Genomic DNA, 16,910 nt, shown 5'->3' with positions numbered 1-16,910 from the left:
CACGAGGCAAGGAGACGGGCATGTGCGGGATCGCCGGCGAGATCCGGTTCGACGGCCGGGGCGCCGACGTGGCAGCCGTCGCGCGGATCACCGACGCGTTGGCGCGCCGTGGCCCGGACGGGCACGGCATCCACGCGGCGGGGCCGGTCGCACTGGGGCACCGGCGGCTGAAGATCATCGACCTGTCGGAGCGGGGCGCGCAGCCGATGGTCGACCCCGAGCTGGGGCTGGCCGCGGTGTTCAACGGCTGCATCTACAACTTCCGGGAGCTGCGCGCGGAGCTGGAGGGGCACGGCTACCGGTTCTTCTCCGACTCCGACACCGAGGCGCTGATCAAGGCCTACCACCGGTGGGGCGACCGCTGCGTCGAGCACTTCCACGGGATGTTCGCCTTCGCCGTCCACGAGCGGGACTCGGGCACCGTCGTGCTCGGCCGCGACCGGCTGGGGATCAAGCCGCTGTACACCGCGGAGCGGCCGGGGCGGGTGCGGTTCGCGTCGTCGCTGCCGGCGCTGCTGGCGGGCGGGGACGTCGACACCTGCGTGGACCCTGTTGCGCTGCACCACTACATGACGTTCCACTCGGTCGTCCCGGCGCCGCGCACGATCCTCACGGGCATCCGGAAGCTGCCGCCCGCGACAGTACGGACGATCCTCGCCGACGGCACGACGACCGACCGCGAGTACTGGTCACCGCGCCACGAACGCCGACCGGCCGACACGGGGATGAGCGCGGCCGACTGGCGCGACGCGGTCCTGGAGGCACTGCGGACCGCGGTCCGGCGGCGGATGGTCGCCGACGTCCCCGTCGGGGTGCTGCTCTCGGGCGGGCTGGACTCGTCGCTGATCGTGGGGCTGCTCGCGCAGGAGGGCCAGACCGGGCTGAAGACGTTCAGCGTCGGCTTCCACGCCGCGGGCGGCGAGGCGGGCGACGAGTTCCGCTACTCCGACCGCGTCGTCGCCGAGTTCGGCACCGACCACCGGAAGATCCTCGTCGACCCCGCGCGGATGCTCCCGGCGGTCGACCACACGATCGCGGCCATGGCCGAGCCCATGGTCAGCCACGACTGCGTCGCGTTCCACCTGTTGTCGGAGGAGGTCGCGAAGAGCGTCACCGTCGTGCAGTCCGGGCAGGGTGCCGACGAGGTGCTCGCCGGCTACAACTGGTACCCGCCGCTGGCGGGGGTGCCGCGGGAGCGGGCCGTCGACGAGTACGCCCGCGTGTTCACCGACCGCCCGCACGCCGACCTGGCGTCGATCCTCGAGCCGGAGTGGCTGCTCGACCACGACCCGAGCCGGGAGTTCGTCGCGGAGCACTTCGCCCGGGAGGGCGCCACCGACACCCTCGACGCCGCGCTGCGCCTCGACAGCACGGTGATGCTCGTCGACGACCCGGTGAAACGCGTCGACAACATGACGATGGCGTGGGGGCTGGAGGCGCGGGTGCCGTTCCTCGACCACGAGTTCGTCGAGCTGGCCGCGGCGTGCCCGCCGGAGCTCAAGCTCGCCCACGGGGGCAAGGGCGTGCTCAAGGAGGCGGCGCGCGGGGTGGTCCCGGACGCGGTGATCGACAGGCCGAAGGGATACTTCCCGGTACCGGCCATCAGGCACCTCGAGGGGCCGTTCCTGGAGCGGGTCCGCGACGCCGTCACCGACCCGGTGGCGAAGGCGCGGGGGCTGGTCCGGGGCGACTGGCTCGAGGCCATGCTGACCGACCCGAACACACAGCGCACCAACCTGGGTTCCAACGCGTTGTGGCAGGTGGCGCTGCTGGAGATGTGGCTGCAGGAGAGGGGGGTGTAGATGACGTTGGCGGATCGTCGCCTGGAGCGTCTCGTGGCCGACATCGGACCGGCCGGGGACGTGCTGCGTGCCGCGTCGTACCGGGCACCCCGTCCGGGTCCCGACGGCCGGTCGCTGGCCTGGATCTGCGACCGCGACGGACGGCCCCGGCTCTACGTCGGCGAGCTCGACGCCGGGTCGGTCGTCGAGCCGCACGGGTTCGTCCCCACCGATCTCGACGATCCCGACCTGCCGGCCGCCGACGTCGACGGTGTCGCCTGGTCGCCCGACGGCTCGTGGCTGGCCTGCCAGCTCGCGCCCGGCGGCGGTGAGCGCACCCGCGTGCTGCTGGTGTCCCCCGACGGCGCCCGCCGCCACGAGATCGCGCCCGGCGCGGCCGCGGTGGTGCTGGGCTCGTGGTCGCCGAGCGGGTCGCACCTGGGCGTCACGATCTACGGCGAGGGCCGCGGCGAGGGCCAGGCGTGCCTGGTCGACCTGCGCGACGGCACGTCGACGGTGCTCGCGTCCGGGCCGGCCGCGGTGGTGTGCGCGGTGTCGGGCGATGGGCACCGCGTCGTGGTGCGCCATGGCCGCCGCGGCGACCGCCGGCTGGAGCTGGTCGACCTGCGCACCGGGGTGCGCGTCGAGCTCGTCCCCGGTGGCGCGACGGTCGCCGACGCCCGTTTCGGCGTCACCGGCGGCATGGTCTACCTGCACACCGACGCCGGCCGTGACCGTCCGGCACTGCTCGCGGTGCCGTTGAACGCGGGCCGGCCGGGGATCGCGTCGCCGGTGGCCGAGCGTTCGCACGACGACCTCGATCTCGTCGCGCTCGACCCGGCCGGTGCCCGCGCGGTCCTGGTGTGGAACGTCGACGGCCGCAGCGAGGCGGAGATGCTCGACCTGCGCAGCGGCATGCTGTCACCGCTGCCCGATGCGGCGGGCGACGTCGTCACCGATGCGGCGTTCACCCGCGACGGCGGGGGGCTGCTGCTGGCCAGCGAGGGTCCGACGGTCGCGCCGCACCTGTCGCTGGTGCCGCTGGTCGACGGGCTGCCCGGCACCGAGGCGGACGCGGTCCTCCCCCCGGCACCCGACGACGAGGACGACGCGCCCGACCTGCTGGTCACGCCGACGCTGCACGAGTTCCGCGCCGACGACGGCCTCACCCTGACCGGTTGGCTCTTCCGCCCCCGCGGCACCCTGGGCGCGACGCCGACGCTGGTGTGGCTGCACGGTGGCCCCGAGGCGCAGGAGCGACCCGTCTTCCAGCCGCTGTTCCAGGCCCTGGCCGCGGCCGGGATCGCGGTGTTCGCGCCCAACGTGCGCGGCTCCGCCGGGTTCGGGCAGGCGTTCTCCCGTGCCGACGACGTGGCCCTGCGCTTCGCCGCGATCGACGACGTGCGCGCCGTCGTCGACTTCCTGTCGCGGTCCGGGCTGGCCGATCCCGCCCGGATCGGCGTCGCCGGGCGCTCCTACGGCGGCTACCTGACGCTGGCCGCGCTGGTGCGCTACCCGGACCTCTTCCGCGTGGGTGTCGACGTGTGCGGCATGGCCGACCTCGAGACGTTCTACGCCCGGACCGAGCCGTGGATCGCCGAGGCCGCGACGACCAAGTACGGCGACCCGCGCACCGACGCCGAACTGCTGCGGCGGCTCTCGCCCATCCACCTCATCGACCGGCTCACCGCGCCGCTGCTGGTGGTGCACGGCCGCCACGACACCAACGTCCCGGTGTGCGAGCCGGAGCAGGTCGTCGCTGCGCTGCGCGAGCGGGGTGTCCCGCACTCCTACCTGTTCTTCGACGACGAGGGCCACGAGGTGCACGACCTGGGCAACCGCGCGGTGTTCGTGCGCGAGGTCGTGAGCTGGGTGGGCGGGCACCTGTCCGAGGCGAGCACCCGGACGGCCTGACCCGGGTGCGCCCGCCCCTCGCTCAGCCGGTCTTGGTGAACGACTCGATCTTCTGCGAGCCCGGGCCGCCGGACACCTCGAACCGGTAGGGCTCGCGGGTCGTCGTGCCGTCGGGGCGCAGGAACACGATCGTCGCCGTCACGGTGTCGGCGTCGACGGCGCGCAGCGTCTCGGCCCACACCTTGCTCAGGCCGGAGTAGAACGCCTTGAACCGGTCGTACCCCCCGGATGCGGCCTGGGCGTCCGGGCCGAGCAGGTTCCAGGCGCCGTCGACGTTGCCGGGCAGCATCCCGTAGTACTGCTGCACGAACTCCACCGACGCCATCCCCGAGCCCGGGGTGGTCGGGGTCGTCGTCGGCGGCGGTGGCGGCGTGGTGGTGGTGGTGGTGGTGGGCGCGGCGCCGCTCGGCGGGGTGGCCGACACCGTCGACGTGCCGCCCAGCGCGCCGGGCTCCTGCGGGCCGCCCGACGACCGGACCAGCCCGATGATCACGCCCGCGGCGACGACGAGGACCGCGAGCACGGCGACGACGGCGATGACCAGTGGGCGGCGGCGACGTCCGCCGGCGTCGTCCGGGCCACCGCCCGACGGCCCGGCCGGGGCCGGGGCTGCGGCCGGGGGCACGGGCGGCGGGGCGGTCAGCGTCGGCGTCGCGGCGGGCGGGACGACCGCGGGGGCGACCGACGCGGTGGCCGGGCGGGTGGCCTCGGGGTCGGCGTCCTCACCGACGGCGAACGCGGTGCCCGCGGGCAGCCCCGACGGCTCACGCCCGGCGGCGACGGCGGCGAGCGCGGCCCGCGCCTGCCCGGCGGTGGGCCGGTTCGCGGGGTCGGGCGCCAGCAGCGTCGACAGCACCGGGGCGAGTTCGCCCGCCGACGAGGGCGGGTTCACCGCACCCGTGGCGACCTTGTGCAGCAACGCGTATGCGTTGTCGTCGAGGCCGAACGGGGGCAGCCCCTCGACGGCGGTGTAGATCGTGGCGCCGAGCGCGAACACGTCGGACGCCGGCGTCGGCTGGCCGCCACGCGCGATCTCCGGCGCAAGGAACGCCGGGGTGCCCGCGATCATGCCGGTGCGGGTGAGCTGCACGTCGTCGACCGCGCGGGAGACGCCGAAGTCGGTGATCTTGGCGGTGCCGTTCTCGGCGATGAGCACGTTGCCGGGCTTCACGTCGCGGTGCACGACCCCCGCCGCGTGCGCGGCCGCCAGCCCGTCGGCCACCTGCTCCCCGACGGCCGCGGCCTCACGCGGCGCCATCGGGCCCTTCTCGGCCAGGACCGCCGCGAACGAGCGCGACGGCAGGTACTCCATGACGAGCCACGGCCGGTCGTCGTGCACCACGACGTCGAACATGCTGATGACGTGCGCGTGCTGCAGCCGTGCACCGATCCGGCCCTCGCGCAGGATCCGCTGCCGCGACTCCTCGAGGGTGTCCTCCTCACCGGGCGACGCGGCAGCGAGCAGCTCCTTGAGCGCAACCGTGCGGTTCAGCAGCTCGTCGGTGCCGCGCCACACCGCGCCCATGGCTCCGGCGGCGATGCGCTCGTCGAGCCTGTACCGGTTCCCGATCCGCCGGACCGTGGAGTTCTCGGGGCGGATATCGGACTCGGGCGGGCTCATCGAACTCCAGCGTGGAGGGTCGCGGTTCAGCTTCCGACGATCCTATCGAGCGACGCCGGGCCGCCCGGGCGGGGATGCACCCCGTCCGGTTCGGCCCGGTTCGTCACCCTCAGCGACGTGATCTGTCACTCCGGGAGGGTGCCGAACAACTCCGGCCGCAGTAGGCCCGGGTTGTCCAGCGCGCTCCCTGTCAGCGCTGGATCGCCTTGGTCTCCAGGAATTCCTCCAGCCCGTAACGCCCCAGCTCGCGACCATTGCCCGACTGCTTGTAGCCACCGAACGGCGCCATGATGTTGAAGGCGCCGCCGTTGACGTCGATCTGCCCGGCCCGGATCCGGCGGGCCACCGCGAGGGCGTGGTCGTCCTCGCCGAACACCGCACCCGCGAGGCCGTACACGGTGTCGTTCGCGATCGCGACGGCCTGCTCCTCGTCGCGGTACGGGATCACCGACAGCACCGGGCCGAAGATCTCCTCGCGGGCGATGACGGCGTCGGGGGCGACGTCGGCGAACACGGTCGGCCGCACGTAGGCGCCGGTCTCCAGCCCCTCGACCTGCCCGGCGCCGCCGAACACGACGCGCGCGCCGTCGGCGATGCCGCGCTCGATGTAGCCGTGCACCCGCTGCCGCTGGGTCTCCGACGACATCGGGCCGATCCGGGTGGACTCCTGCGCCGGGTCGCCGACGGTGTACTTCGCCGCCGCGGCCTCGACCATCTCCAGGATCTCGTCCTGCTTGTCGGCGGGGACCAGCATCCGCGTCCACGCCGTGCACGTCTGGCCGCCGTTGATCCAGGCGTTGCCCATCCCGAGCTTCACTGCCTTGCTCAGGTCGGCGTCGGGGAGGATCACGTTGGCGGACTTGCCGCCCAGCTCCAGCGCGACCCGCTTCACCGTCTCCGAGGCGACGACCGACACCCGCTTGCCCGCCCGCGTCGACCCGGTGAACGACACCATGTCGACGTCGGGGTGCGCGGCGATGGCCTCGCCGACGACCGGCCCGGTGCCGTGCACGATGTTGAACGCCCCCGCAGGCAGGCCCGCCTCCGCGGCGACCTCCGCCAGCAGCTGCGCGGTCAGCGGCGCGATCTCCGTCGGCTTGAGGACGACGGTGTTGCCCGCCAGCAGCGCCGGCGCGACCTTCGCGACGATCTGGTGCAGCGGGTAGTTCCAGGGCGTGATCGCCCCGACCACGCCGATCGGCTCCTTCACGACGAGGGAGTTGCCGATCTCCTCCTGCCACGGGAAGTCGGCGGCGAGCTTCGCGAACCCGCGCGACGACCCGACCGGCATGGTGGCCTGCACCTTGCGCGAGAAGGTGATCGGCGAGCCCATCTCCGCGGTGATCGACGACGCGACGTCCTCCGCGCGGGCCTTCAGACCGTCGGAGATGCGCTGGACGACGGCCGCGCGCTCGGCGACGTCGACGTCCGCCCACTCCCGCTGCACGGCCCGTGCCGCGCGCACCGCGCGGTCGACGTCCTCGGCGGTGCCCGCGGGCACGGTGCCGACGACCTCGCCCGTCGCCGGGTTGACGACGTCGATCGTCTCGCCCGTCGCGGCGACCGTCTCTCCTGCGATCCAGTGTCCGGCTGTGTTCAGCGTCGGTGCTGCCATGCGCCCGATCCTCACACGGTTGCCCCGGGTCGTGCCGTGTCGTGCGGGGCCGATCCGCACCCCCGTGCCACGACATCCGTCACACCGGGTCCGGTCGTTCGCATCCGTGCCGGCGCTGTCGTGGCGGGACCGTGTCCGGCCTGGCCGCGGTGCTGCTCCTGGGAGTGGCCGTCCGGGTGACGGCACACCGTCGGCACGTGCTCGCGGCCGCACCCGAAGCGGTCGAAGTCCGCCCCTGAGTTCCCCCACAGCGGTGAGGCAGGTCACGCGCTCCTGCCCGAACATGATCTCCGCCTCATCATTGGGGCTCGCCACTGCGAGGAGGTACTCATGAACATCGCCGATGTCCTCGATGCCAAGGGGCGGACCGTGCACAGCGTGGTGCCCTGGGCGACCGTGGCAGAGGCTGTCGAACGCCTCGAGAAGCACCGGATCGGAGCGCTGCTCGTCAGCGACGGCGACGGCCGCATCACCGGCATCGTCTCCGAGCGCGACGTCATCCGCGAGCTGGCCAGGCGTGGCACGCGCCTGCTGGCCGCCAACGTGGAGGACATCATGACGCGCAATGTCTCCACGGTCACGTCGACCGAGTCGCTCACCCACGCCATGGCCCTCATGACCCGCGGCCGCTACCGGCACCTGCCGGTCGTCGACAGCGGTCGGCTGGTCGGGATGGTGAGCATCGGAGACCTCGTGCAGCACCGGGTGCGCGAGATGGAGCTGCAGACGGGCGTCCTGCGCGACGCCTACATCGCCGCACGCTGACCCACCCCCTGGGCGCAGAACGGCCCGCCACACGGACGTGGCGGGCCGTCGCTCGTGTTCGGGGAGATCAGTAGTCGAAGTGCGGGTCGTCGGTACGGGTGCGCTTCAGCTCGAAGAAGTACGGGTACTCGGCGAGCAGCCGGGCACCGTCGAAGATCTTGCCCGCCTGCTCACCCTTCGGGACCCGTGAGATGACCGGGCCGAAGTAGGCGATGCCGTCGACGTGGATGGTCGGGGTGCCGACCTCCGTGCCCACCGGGTCCATGCCGCGGTGGTGGCTCTCGCGCAGCTCCTCGTCGAACTCGGTGCTGGTGGCCGCCTCGGCCAGCGACTCCGGCAGGCCCAGCTCCGCCAGCGACTCCTTGATCACGACGTCGAGGTCCTTGATCTGCTTGTTGTGCAGCCGCTCCCCCATCGCCGTGTACAGCGGGCGCAGGATCTCCTGGCCGTGCTCGCGTGCGGCGGCGATGCACACCCGCACCGGACCGAAGCCCGGGCCGAGCATCGCCCTGTACTGCTCCGACAGGTCCTCACGCTTCTCGTTGAGGACCGACAGGCTCATGACGTGGAAGTTCAGGTCGATGTCGCGGACCTTCTCGACCTCGAGGATCCAGCGCGACGTCAGCCAGGCCCACGGGCACCTCGGGTCGAACCAGACGTCGACTCGCGTCCGTGCGGACTCGGTGCTGCTCACGTTCTCTCCGTTCGTCGATCTCCGGGTTCGTCGTGGGGGTCCGCGAACGGGCCGGGATGCGGAGCTCTCTGACCTGGACGTGCCTCCCCGCAGGCGACAACCACCGATCCCCCGGACGTGTTCCCCTCCCCCTGGGGACCGCACGACGTCGCGAGCCTCACCAAACGTAATCGGCCGCCGATCCGAGACCACGGGGGACACGATCCGTCGACCGGAGGAACCGATGACGTCGTCGACCACCGAAAGCCCGGCCACCGCGCAGGCGCCCGACGTCGCGCTGAGCTGCCGGCTCTGCGGCTCGACCGACCTGCGCAGCTTCGTCGACCTCGGCGCGACGCCGCCGTGCGAGCTGTTCCTCACCGCGGAGGCGCTGGAACGGGCCGAGGCCACGTTCCCGCTGCATGCGCGGGTGTGTGCCGACTGCCTGCTCGTGCAGCTGCCGCCGCTGATCGACCCCGGTGAGACCTTCACCGAGTACGCCTACTTCTCCTCGTTCTCCTCCTCGTGGGTCGAGCACGCGCGACGGTTCGTCGACGCCGCCGTCGAGCGGACGGGCCTGGGCCCGGACTCGCTCGTCGTCGAGGCCGCCAGCAACGACGGCTACCTCCTGCAGCACGTCGTCGCCCGCGGCATCCGCGCGCTCGGGGTGGAGCCGAGCGTCAACGTCGGCGAGGCCGCGCGGGAGAAGGGTGTCCCGACGCTGACGGCGTTCCTGTCCCCCGAGACCGGGGCCCGGGTGCGGGCCGAGAACGGGCCGGCGGGGCTCGTCGTCGCCAACAACGTGTTCGCCCACATCCCCGACGTCGTCGGGTTCGCCCGAGGCCTGCGCGCCATGGTCGCCGACGACGGCTGGGTGTCGATCGAGGTGCAGCACCTGCTGACGCTGGTGGCGCTGCGTCAGTTCGACACGATCTACCACGAGCACTTCCAGTACTACACGGTCGCGACCGCGCAGAAGGCGCTCGCGGCGGGTGGCCTCGACGTCGTCGACGTCGAGCTCGTCCCGACCCACGGCGGCTCCGTCCGGCTGTGGGCCCGGCCCACCGAGCTGGGTGCGGTGCCCGCCCCGGCCGTCGCCGAGGTGCTCGCCGCCGAGGCCGCCGCCGGCCTCGACACCGTCGAGGGACACGCCGGCTTCGCCCGCGACGTCTCCCGCATCCGCAACGACCTGATGCGCTTCCTCATCGACGCCGCCGACGCCGGGAAGACCGTCGTCGGCTACGGCGCACCGGGCAAGGGCAACACCCTGCTCAACTACTGCGGCATCCGCCCGGACCTGCTCGCCTACACCGTCGACCGCAACCCCTACAAGCACGGCCGGTTCACCCCCGGCACCCGGATCCCGATCCACTCCCCCGACCGCATCGAGGCCGACCGGCCCGACTACGTGCTGGTCCTGCCGTGGAACCTGCGTGAGGAGATCACCGCGCAGCTCGCCCCGGTCGTGGGTGCGTGGGGCGGGAAGCTGGTGTTCCCGATCCCCACGCTTCAGGTCGTCGACCCCGGTACCGGGTCCTGATGCGGGGACTCGCGCCCGAGGCGCTCGACGAGCTGGTCCTGCTCGGCGCGCACTGCGACGACATCGCGATCGGGGCGGGCGGGACCGTCCTGTCGCTGTGCCGGTCGCGGCCCGGGCTGCGGGTGCGCGCGTTCGTCCTGTCCGGCGCCGGCACCGACCGCGAGGACGAGGAACGTGCCGCGCTCGCGGCGTTCTGCCCGGACGCCGACCTGTCGGTCACGATCCTCGACGTCCCCGACGGCCGGCTGCCCGCGCACTGGAACCGGGCCAAGGAGGCGCTGGAGGACTTCCGGCGGACCTGCGAACCCGATCTCGTGCTGTGCACGTCGCGCCACGACGACCACCAGGACCACCGCGGTCTCGCCCGGCTCGCACCGACCGTCTTCCGCGACCACCTGGTCCTGGGCTACGAGATCCTCAAGGCCGGGCCCGACCTCGCCCAGCCCGCGGTGCTGTGGCCCCTCGACGCCGACGTCGTCGACGAGAAGGTGCGGCTGCTGCACGAGCACTACCCGTCGCAGAAGGCCCGGCACTGGTTCGACGAGGAGACCTTCCGCGGCCTGGCCCGCGTCCGCGGCGTCCAGTGCGGGCGCCGCTATGCCGAGGGCTTCCACCCCACCCGGATGATCGTCGGCGCTCCAGGCGCCTGAAAGGGGAACTGCGCGATGCGCGTCCTGCTCACCGGCCACCAGGGCTACCTCGGCACGCTGATGGCCCCGATCCTCACCGACGCCGGGCACGACGTCGTCGGCCTCGACTCGGGCCTCTACGCGACGTCCGTCCTCGGCCCCGCCCCCTCCGACCCGCCGGGCATCGCGGTCGACCTGCGCGACGTCGAGGTCGACGCCCTCGCCGGGTTCGACGCCGTCGTGCACCTCGCGGCGCTGTCCAACGACCCGCTCGGTTCCCTTGCGCCGCAGCACACCTACGACATCAACCACCACGCGTCGACGCGGCTCGCGCGGCTGGCGAAGGAGGCCGGTGTCGGGCGCTTCGTCTACGCCTCGACGTGCTCGGTCTACGGCGCCTCCGGTACCGACGACATCCTCGACGAGAACGCCCCCATGCGGCCGGTGACGCCGTACGCGGAGTCGAAGGTCCGCGTCGAGGGTGACCTCGTCGACCTCGCCGACGCCGACTTCGTGCCCGTGTCGCTGCGCAACGCCACCGCCTTCGGCTTCTCCCCGCGGCTGCGCGCCGACATCGTGCTCAACAACCTCGTCGGGCACGCGATCCTGTCCAACACGATCAAGGTGCTCAGCGACGGCACGCCGTGGCGGCCGCTCGTGCACGCCCGCGACATCGCAGGAGCCGTCGTCGCCGCGCTGGCCGCACCGGCCGACGTCGTGCGCGGCGAGGCGTTCAACGTCGGGTCGACCGACAACAACGTGCAGGTCAGCGACATCGCGGCCGAGGTGAAGAAGGTCGTCCCGGAGGCCGAGCTGCTGGTCACCGGGGAGACCGGCGGCGACCCGCGCTCCTACCGCGTCGACTTCACCAAGATCGGCAAGCTGCTGCCCGACTTCCGGGCCGGGTGGTCGGTCGCCGACGGCGCGGCCGAGCTGGCCCAGGCCTACCGGACACACGGCCTGACCCAGGAGGCCTTCGACCGGCGCTTCACCCGCCTCGCGGTGCTCGCCGACCGCCAGGCCGCCGGGACCCTGGACGCGACCCTGCGCCCGGCATGAACCCCTGTGCGCGGTAATGGTCGCTATAGCGACCATTACCGCGCACGAGGTCTGCCGCCCCGGTCCGGCCGCTGCTCGGTCCGGCCGCCGCCCGGTCCGGCTGCCACTGACGACGGCTCCCGCGCAGCGGCCGTCGCTCACGTCGCCGCGACGAGGGCGGCCCAGCTGCCGGCCGCGCGGTCGCGGTCGCTGATCGCCGTCACCGGCAGCGGCCAGACGATCGCGAGGTCGGGGTCGTCGTGGGCGACCGACACGTCCTCCCCCGGCGCGTGCGGGCGGTCGATCCGGTAGCAGACGTCGGCGACCTCGGTGAGCGCCTGGAACCCGTGCAGCAGCCCGGCGGGGACGTAGAGGTGGTGGAACTCCTCGTCGTCGAGCCGGAACGAGGCGACGGTGCCGAACGTCGGCGAGCCGGGGCGGGCGTCGACGAGCACGTCGTGCACGGCGCCGTGGGCGGCGCGGACGAGCTTCGCCTCGCCCTCGCCGCGACGGCCGTGCATGCCCCGGATCGTGCCGAGCCGCGACCGGGACTGGCTGTCCTGCGCCAGCGGACCGAGGTCGACCCCGTGGGCCGCGCCGATCGCCGCGTCGAATGTGCGGGTGAACAGGCCTCTGTCGTCGCGGAACGGCGTCGGCACGAACAGCAGTACGCCCTCGATGGCGCAGGTGCGAACGTCCACGTGTCCACTCTGCTCCACCCACGACCGTGTGACACCGCAGGGTCGGGTAACACCTCGGGGCCGGGCGCCGAGTGACCCGGTGCCGGCCGCGGTCGCCGGCACCCCCTGCGGAAGGACCGGTCCGTGTCGTCGATCGTGTGCCGCTGGTGCGGCGGCGACCGTGGTGAGCTCGTCCTCGACCTGGGCTCCCAGCCCGCGAGCGAGTACTTCCCGCCGATCACCGAACCGGGCCCGGACCCGCTGTACCCGTTGCGGCTCTGGCTGTGCGCGGGGTGCGGCCTGGCCCAGCTCCCCGACGACGACGAGGTCCCCGAACAGCCGGAGGGCATCGAGCCGCGGGCGCTCACCGACCAGCGCCGCGACGCCGTGGCCGCCGCCGCTGCGGCCGGTCTGCTGCCGGCGGGCGGGACCGTCGTCGAGGGCCCGACCCCGCACGGCGGGTCGTGGCTGCCGGAGCTGGCCGGCCGCGGCATCCACCCCGCCGGGCCCGGTGCGCGGGCGGACGTGGTCGTCGACGGGTCGTTCGGACTGATGCACGCCCCCGACCAGGCCGCGGCGCTCGACGGGCTGCTGGCCCGCCTCGCCGACGACGGCGTCTTCCTCTTCCAGTTCCACACCTTCGCCGCGATCCTGCGCCACGGGCAGTGGAACGCGGTGCGGCACGGGCACTTCGCCTACTACTCGACGCCGACGGCCGTCGCGATGCTCGCCGAGCGCGGGCTCACCGTCACCGATGCGTGGACGTTCCCGCTCTACGGCGGCACCGTGCTGCTCGCCGCGCGCCGCGGGGGCAGCGCGGGGCCGTCGGTCGCCGAGGTCGTCGACGCCGAGCTCGCCGGTGGGGTACACGACCCGGTCAGGGCCGGGGCGCTGCAGGAGTCGGTGGGCACGTCGGCGACAGCGCTGCGCGAGACGGTCGACGCCGCGGTCGCCTCGGGCGGTCGCGTCATGGGCTACAGCGCGGCCTCGCGGGCCGTGGCGTTGCTGCACATGGCCGGGGTCGGCCCCGACACCCTGACCGCCGTCGCCGACGCCTCACCCGCCAAGCACGGCTGCCGGATGCCGGGGTCGGGGATCCCGGTCGTACCGCCCGCCGACCTGCTCGCCGCCGAGCCGGGGGTCGTCGTGCTGTTCGTCCCCGACCTGATGGACGAGGTGCGCCGCGCGCTGCCGGAGGTCGAGGCCGCGGGTGGGCGCTGGGTGCCCGCGGGCACCACGGTCTGACCGGGTAACGGGGGTCGCCTCCCCGACGGGATCGCGCGCGACGCGGCGTCCGTTCCGTGATTGGATCGCACCCGTCGCAACCGCCCCCCGGAGGAGTCCCGAGAGCGCATGGCCCCGCCCAACCTGACCCGTGCCGACGCCGAGCTGCGCGCATCCGCGATCGAGGTCGACTCCTACACCGTCGACCTCGACCTCACCGACGGCGCGGGCGCCCCGGGCGAGACGACGTTCGCGACGACGACCACGGTCCGGTTCCGCGGCCTCCGGCCCGGCTCGTCGAGCTGGATCGACTTCGTCGGCGAGTCGGTCGCGTCGGCGACGCTCAACGGCACCGCGCTCGACGTCTCGGGCTACCGCGAGGACGACGGCATCGCGCTGCCCGAGCTGGCGGCCGACAACGAGCTGACCGTCGTCGCCACGGGCCGGTACATGAACACCGGTGAGGGCCTGCACCGCTTCGTCGACCCGGTCGACGACGGCGTGTACCTCTACTCCCAGTTCGAGACGGCCGACGCGAAGCGACTGTTCGCCTGCTTCGACCAGCCCGACCTCAAGGCGCGCTACACGATCACGGTGGCGGCGCCGGAGAGCTGGAAGGTCGTCTCCAACGCGGCGGCCGACAGCGTCGAGAAGGGCGTCCACCGGTTCGCGACGACCGAGATCATGTCGACGTACCTGGTCGCGCTGATCGCCGGGCCGTACGCGGAGTGGACCGACACCTACTCCGACGGCGACGGCCCCGACATTCCACTGGGCATCTACTGCCGGGCGTCGCTGGCCGAGCACATGGACGCCGAGCGGATGTTCACCGAGACCAAGCAGGGTTTCGGGTTCTACCACCGCAACTTCGGCGTCCGGTACCCGTTCGGCAAGTACGACCAGCTGTTCGTGCCGGAGTTCAACGCGGGCGCCATGGAGAACGCGGGCGCGGTGACGTTCCTGGAGGACTACGTCTTCCGGTCGCGGGTCACGCGGTTCCTCTACGAGCGGCGCGCCGAGACGATCCTGCACGAGATGGCGCACATGTGGTTCGGCGACCTCGTGACCATGCGCTGGTGGGACGACCTGTGGCTCAACGAGTCGTTCGCGACGTGGGCGTCGGTGATCTGCCAGGCCGAGGCCACCGAGTACACGAACGCGTGGACTACGTTCGCGAACGTCGAGAAGTCGTGGGCCTACCGCCAGGACCAGCTGCCCTCGACGCACCCGGTCGCCGCCGACATCCCCGACCTGCAGGCGGTCGAGGTCAACTTCGACGGGATCACCTACGCCAAGGGCGCGTCGGTGCTCAAGCAGCTGGTCTCCTACGTCGGGCTGGACGCCTTCATGACGGGCCTGCGGGCCTACTTCGAGGCGCACGCGTGGGGCAACGCGACCTTCGGCGACCTGCTGGGCGCGCTGGAGAAGGCGTCGGGTCGCGACCTGTCCGACTGGGGCGCGCAGTGGCTGCGCACCACCGGGCTCAACATGCTGCGCCCGTCGTTCGACGTCGACGAGCACGGCCGGATCGTGCGCTTCGAGGTCGTGCAGGGCGGTGCCCGGCCGGGCGCCGGTGAGCTGCGCACGCACCGGATCGCCGTCGGCGTCTACGACGACGAGCCGCAGGGCGACGACGCGAAGGGCAGCCCGCGGCTGGTCCGCACGCACCGCGTCGAGGTCGACGTCACCGGCGAGCGCACGCCCGTCCCCGACCTGATCGGGGTGCCGCGCGGCAAGCTCGTCCTGGTCAACGACGACGACCTCACCTACTGCGCGCTGCGGCTGGACCCGGACTCGCTGACGGTGCTGGTCGACCGCATCGGCGACATCGCCGAGCCGCTGCCGCGGACGCTGTGCTGGTCGGCGGCGTGGGAGATGACGCGTGAGGCCGAGCTGAAGGCCCGCGACTTCGTCTCGCTCTTGGCGGGCGGGTTCGGCGCGGAGACCGAGATCGGTGTGGTGCAGCGGCTGCTGATGCAGGCGCAGACGTCGGTCGCGTCCTACGCCGACGAGACCTGGGCGGCCGAGCGCGGCTGGCCGCTGCTCGTCGACGCGCTGCGGTTCCGCCTCGACACGGCCCCGCCCGGGTCGGACGCTCAGCTGTCGGTGGTCAACTCGCTGGCGGCGTGCGTGCTCGACGACGCGACGCTGGAGCGGTTCCGGGGCTGGCTGCTCGACGTCGACGTGCCGAAGGGGCTCAGCGTCGACACCGACATGCGGTGGCGGCTGCTGCAGGCGCTGTCAGCCCACGGCAGGGCCACCGACGCCGAGATCGACGCCGAGCTGGAACGCGACCCCACGTCGACGGGTCGCCGGCAGGCGGAGCGGGCGCGGGCCCTCGTCCCCACCGCGGAGGCCAAGGCCACCGCCTGGGAGCGGGCCGTCCACGACGACGACATCCCCAACGCCGTCAACGAGGCCATCATCGGCGGCTTCTCCCACCCCGGCCAGCGGCCGCTGCTCGCGCCGTACGTGGAGCGCTACTTCGCCGAGGTCGCCGGCGTGTGGGAGCGGCGCACGTCGGAGCGGGCTCAGTCGGTCGTGCTGGGTCTGTTCCCGTCGTGGGCCGTCGAGAAGTCGACGGTCGACGCCGCCGACGCGTGGCTGGCCGACGAGTCGCACCCGCCGGCACTGCGCCGCCTGGTGTCGGAGGGCCGGGCCGGCATCGTGCGGGCGCTGGCCGCCCGCGAGTTCGACCGGTCGTGACGGGGGCGGAACGGCTGCGGTCCGAGGCGCGGGAGGCCGTCACCACGCTGCGCTGGGACCGGGTCGTCCTGCCCCGCCCGTTGAACGTGATCGCGGTCGTCGTGATCGTGCCCACGCTGATCGTGCTCGTCGTGGGCGCGGTGCTGGTCGCGGGCCACGACTACGGCAGCGCGGTCGACGAGCGGATCGAGGCCTCGCTCGTCGGGATCCGGGCCGGCCGGGCGGGGTTCTTCCCGGTGGTCGTCGCGCTGGGCAACGTGGCGTCGATGGTCGTGCTCGTCGTCGTGGTGACGGCGGTGTGCCTCGCGGTGGGGCGGCCGCGGATCGCGCTGCTGGCGCTGTTCGGGCCCGCGCTCACCGGGGTCCTGACGTCGATCGTGCTCAAGCCGCTGGTCGGGCGCACGCTCGACGGCGCCGACTCCTACCCGAGCGGGCACACCGGCGCGGCGACGGCGTTGACGCTGGTCATGGCGCTGCTGCTGGCCTCGGCGGTGCGGGCGACGGCTGCGCGGATCGTGATCGTCGTCGTCCTGCCGCTGGTCGTGGCGGCGACGATGGCGACGGCGCTCGTCGTGCAGCACGTGCACTACCCGACCGACACCGTCGGGGGCGCGTGCACGGCGCTGGTGGCGGTGCTCGCCGTGGCACTGGTGATCGACCGGACCGCCGGCCAGGTCCTGGGCCGGCGCACCGGGAACGCGGCCTGACGCGGGTCAAGCCGCCT

The 16,910-nt window shown here is 73.2% G+C and carries 13 protein-coding genes; 9 read left to right on the top strand and 4 right to left on the bottom strand.

All coding sequences use genetic code 11. The annotated features are described in order from the left end of the window. Nucleotides 1-20 precede the first annotated feature (20 nt). A complete protein-coding gene (locus tag AB7F12_RS26545) occupies nucleotides 21-1,802 on the top strand; it encodes an N-acetylglutaminylglutamine amidotransferase (protein ID WP_428500177.1) in 1,782 nt (593 codons plus the stop codon). Further along, a complete protein-coding gene (locus AB7F12_RS26540) occupies nucleotides 1,803-3,695 on the top strand; it encodes a S9 family peptidase (RefSeq protein WP_428516961.1) in 1,893 nt (630 codons plus the stop codon). Between the two features lie 22 nt (nucleotides 3,696-3,717). On the opposite strand, the gene AB7F12_RS26535 is transcribed toward AB7F12_RS26540, so the two are convergent. Next, on the bottom strand, nucleotides 3,718-5,316 hold the full coding sequence (locus AB7F12_RS26535; protein WP_428500175.1) for a serine/threonine-protein kinase: 1,599 nt from the start codon (nucleotides 5,314-5,316) through the stop codon (nucleotides 3,718-3,720). A gap of 190 nt (nucleotides 5,317-5,506) precedes the next feature. Next, on the bottom strand, nucleotides 5,507-6,931 hold the full coding sequence (locus tag AB7F12_RS26530) for an aldehyde dehydrogenase family protein (RefSeq protein ID WP_428500174.1): 1,425 nt from the start codon (nucleotides 6,929-6,931) through the stop codon (nucleotides 5,507-5,509). Between the two features lie 330 nt (nucleotides 6,932-7,261). Between AB7F12_RS26530 and AB7F12_RS26525 the strand changes: the two genes are divergently transcribed. Continuing rightward, on the top strand, nucleotides 7,262-7,696 hold the full coding sequence (locus tag AB7F12_RS26525; protein ID WP_428500173.1) for a CBS domain-containing protein: 435 nt from the start codon (nucleotides 7,262-7,264) through the stop codon (nucleotides 7,694-7,696). A gap of 67 nt (nucleotides 7,697-7,763) precedes the next feature. Here the strand turns inward: AB7F12_RS26525 and AB7F12_RS26520 are convergent, their stop codons facing one another. Then, entirely contained in the window at nucleotides 7,764-8,390 is a 627-nt protein-coding gene (locus AB7F12_RS26520; RefSeq protein WP_428500172.1) for a DsbA family protein, read from the bottom strand. 223 nt (nucleotides 8,391-8,613) lie between these two features. Between AB7F12_RS26520 and AB7F12_RS26515 the strand changes: the two genes are divergently transcribed. The 3 genes from AB7F12_RS26515 to AB7F12_RS26505 are packed head-to-tail and all read left to right on the top strand — an operon-like array spanning nucleotide 8,614 to nucleotide 11,597. Next, nucleotides 8,614-9,909 (top strand): methyltransferase domain-containing protein, encoded by a 1,296-nt coding sequence (locus tag AB7F12_RS26515; protein WP_428500171.1) that lies wholly within the window; start codon nucleotides 8,614-8,616, stop codon nucleotides 9,907-9,909. After that, complete coding sequence (locus AB7F12_RS26510) at nucleotides 9,909-10,559, top strand: PIG-L deacetylase family protein (protein ID WP_428500170.1); 651 nt, start codon at nucleotides 9,909-9,911, stop codon at nucleotides 10,557-10,559. The genes AB7F12_RS26515 and AB7F12_RS26510 overlap by 1 nt, the downstream gene beginning before the upstream one ends. Nucleotides 10,560-10,574: 15 nt before the next feature. Beyond that, complete coding sequence (locus tag AB7F12_RS26505) at nucleotides 10,575-11,597, top strand: NAD-dependent epimerase/dehydratase family protein (protein ID WP_428500169.1); 1,023 nt, start codon at nucleotides 10,575-10,577, stop codon at nucleotides 11,595-11,597. Nucleotides 11,598-11,734: 137 nt separating this feature from the next. Here AB7F12_RS26505 and AB7F12_RS26500 read toward each other — a convergent pair whose 3' ends face one another. Next, nucleotides 11,735-12,277: a dTDP-4-dehydrorhamnose 3,5-epimerase family protein gene (locus AB7F12_RS26500; RefSeq protein ID WP_428500168.1), complete on the bottom strand. Its 543-nt coding sequence runs from the start codon at nucleotides 12,275-12,277 to the stop codon at nucleotides 11,735-11,737. Between the two features lie 123 nt (nucleotides 12,278-12,400). On the opposite strand from AB7F12_RS26500, the gene AB7F12_RS26495 reads away from it, so the two are divergent. The 3 genes from AB7F12_RS26495 (at nucleotide 12,401) to AB7F12_RS26485 (ending at nucleotide 16,893) form a co-directional block, all read left to right on the top strand. Continuing rightward, on the top strand, nucleotides 12,401-13,501 hold the full coding sequence (locus AB7F12_RS26495) for a class I SAM-dependent methyltransferase (RefSeq protein ID WP_428500167.1): 1,101 nt from the start codon (nucleotides 12,401-12,403) through the stop codon (nucleotides 13,499-13,501). 108 nt (nucleotides 13,502-13,609) lie between these two features. Further along, nucleotides 13,610-16,186, top strand: coding sequence for an aminopeptidase N (pepN, locus tag AB7F12_RS26490; RefSeq protein WP_428500166.1), 2,577 nt, complete (start codon nucleotides 13,610-13,612; stop codon nucleotides 16,184-16,186). Then, entirely contained in the window at nucleotides 16,183-16,893 is a 711-nt protein-coding gene (locus AB7F12_RS26485; RefSeq protein ID WP_428500165.1) for a phosphatase PAP2 family protein, read from the top strand. Before pepN ends, AB7F12_RS26485 begins: the two co-directional genes overlap by 4 nt. The last annotated feature ends 17 nt before the right edge of the window (nucleotides 16,894-16,910 follow it).

The organism is Pseudonocardia sp. (assembly GCF_050250275.1).
Lineage (GTDB): Bacteria > Actinomycetota > Actinomycetes > Mycobacteriales > Pseudonocardiaceae > Pseudonocardia.
Note: the sequence above shows the minus strand (reverse complement) of the source record. Positions and strands in the feature narration are given on the sequence as shown.

What these genes read in the sequence shown, in the direction of transcription:
- AB7F12_RS26505 (WP_428500169.1), top strand. Translation starts at nt 10,575, where the DNA reads ATGCGCGTCCTGCTCACCGGCCACCAGGGCTACCTCGGCACGCTGATG.
- AB7F12_RS26540 (WP_428516961.1), top strand. Translation starts at nt 1,803, where the DNA reads ATGACGTTGGCGGATCGTCGCCTGGAGCGTCTCGTGGCCGACATCGGA.
- AB7F12_RS26535 (WP_428500175.1), bottom strand. Translation starts at nt 5,316, where the DNA reads ATGAGCCCGCCCGAGTCCGATATCCGCCCCGAGAACTCCACGGTCCGG.
- AB7F12_RS26515 (WP_428500171.1), top strand. Translation starts at nt 8,614, where the DNA reads ATGACGTCGTCGACCACCGAAAGCCCGGCCACCGCGCAGGCGCCCGAC.
- AB7F12_RS26525 (WP_428500173.1), top strand. Translation starts at nt 7,262, where the DNA reads ATGAACATCGCCGATGTCCTCGATGCCAAGGGGCGGACCGTGCACAGC.
- AB7F12_RS26545 (WP_428500177.1), top strand. Translation starts at nt 21, where the DNA reads ATGTGCGGGATCGCCGGCGAGATCCGGTTCGACGGCCGGGGCGCCGAC.
- pepN (WP_428500166.1), top strand. Translation starts at nt 13,610, where the DNA reads ATGGCCCCGCCCAACCTGACCCGTGCCGACGCCGAGCTGCGCGCATCC.
- AB7F12_RS26510 (WP_428500170.1), top strand. Translation starts at nt 9,909, where the DNA reads ATGCGGGGACTCGCGCCCGAGGCGCTCGACGAGCTGGTCCTGCTCGGC.
- AB7F12_RS26530 (WP_428500174.1), bottom strand. Translation starts at nt 6,931, where the DNA reads ATGGCAGCACCGACGCTGAACACAGCCGGACACTGGATCGCAGGAGAG.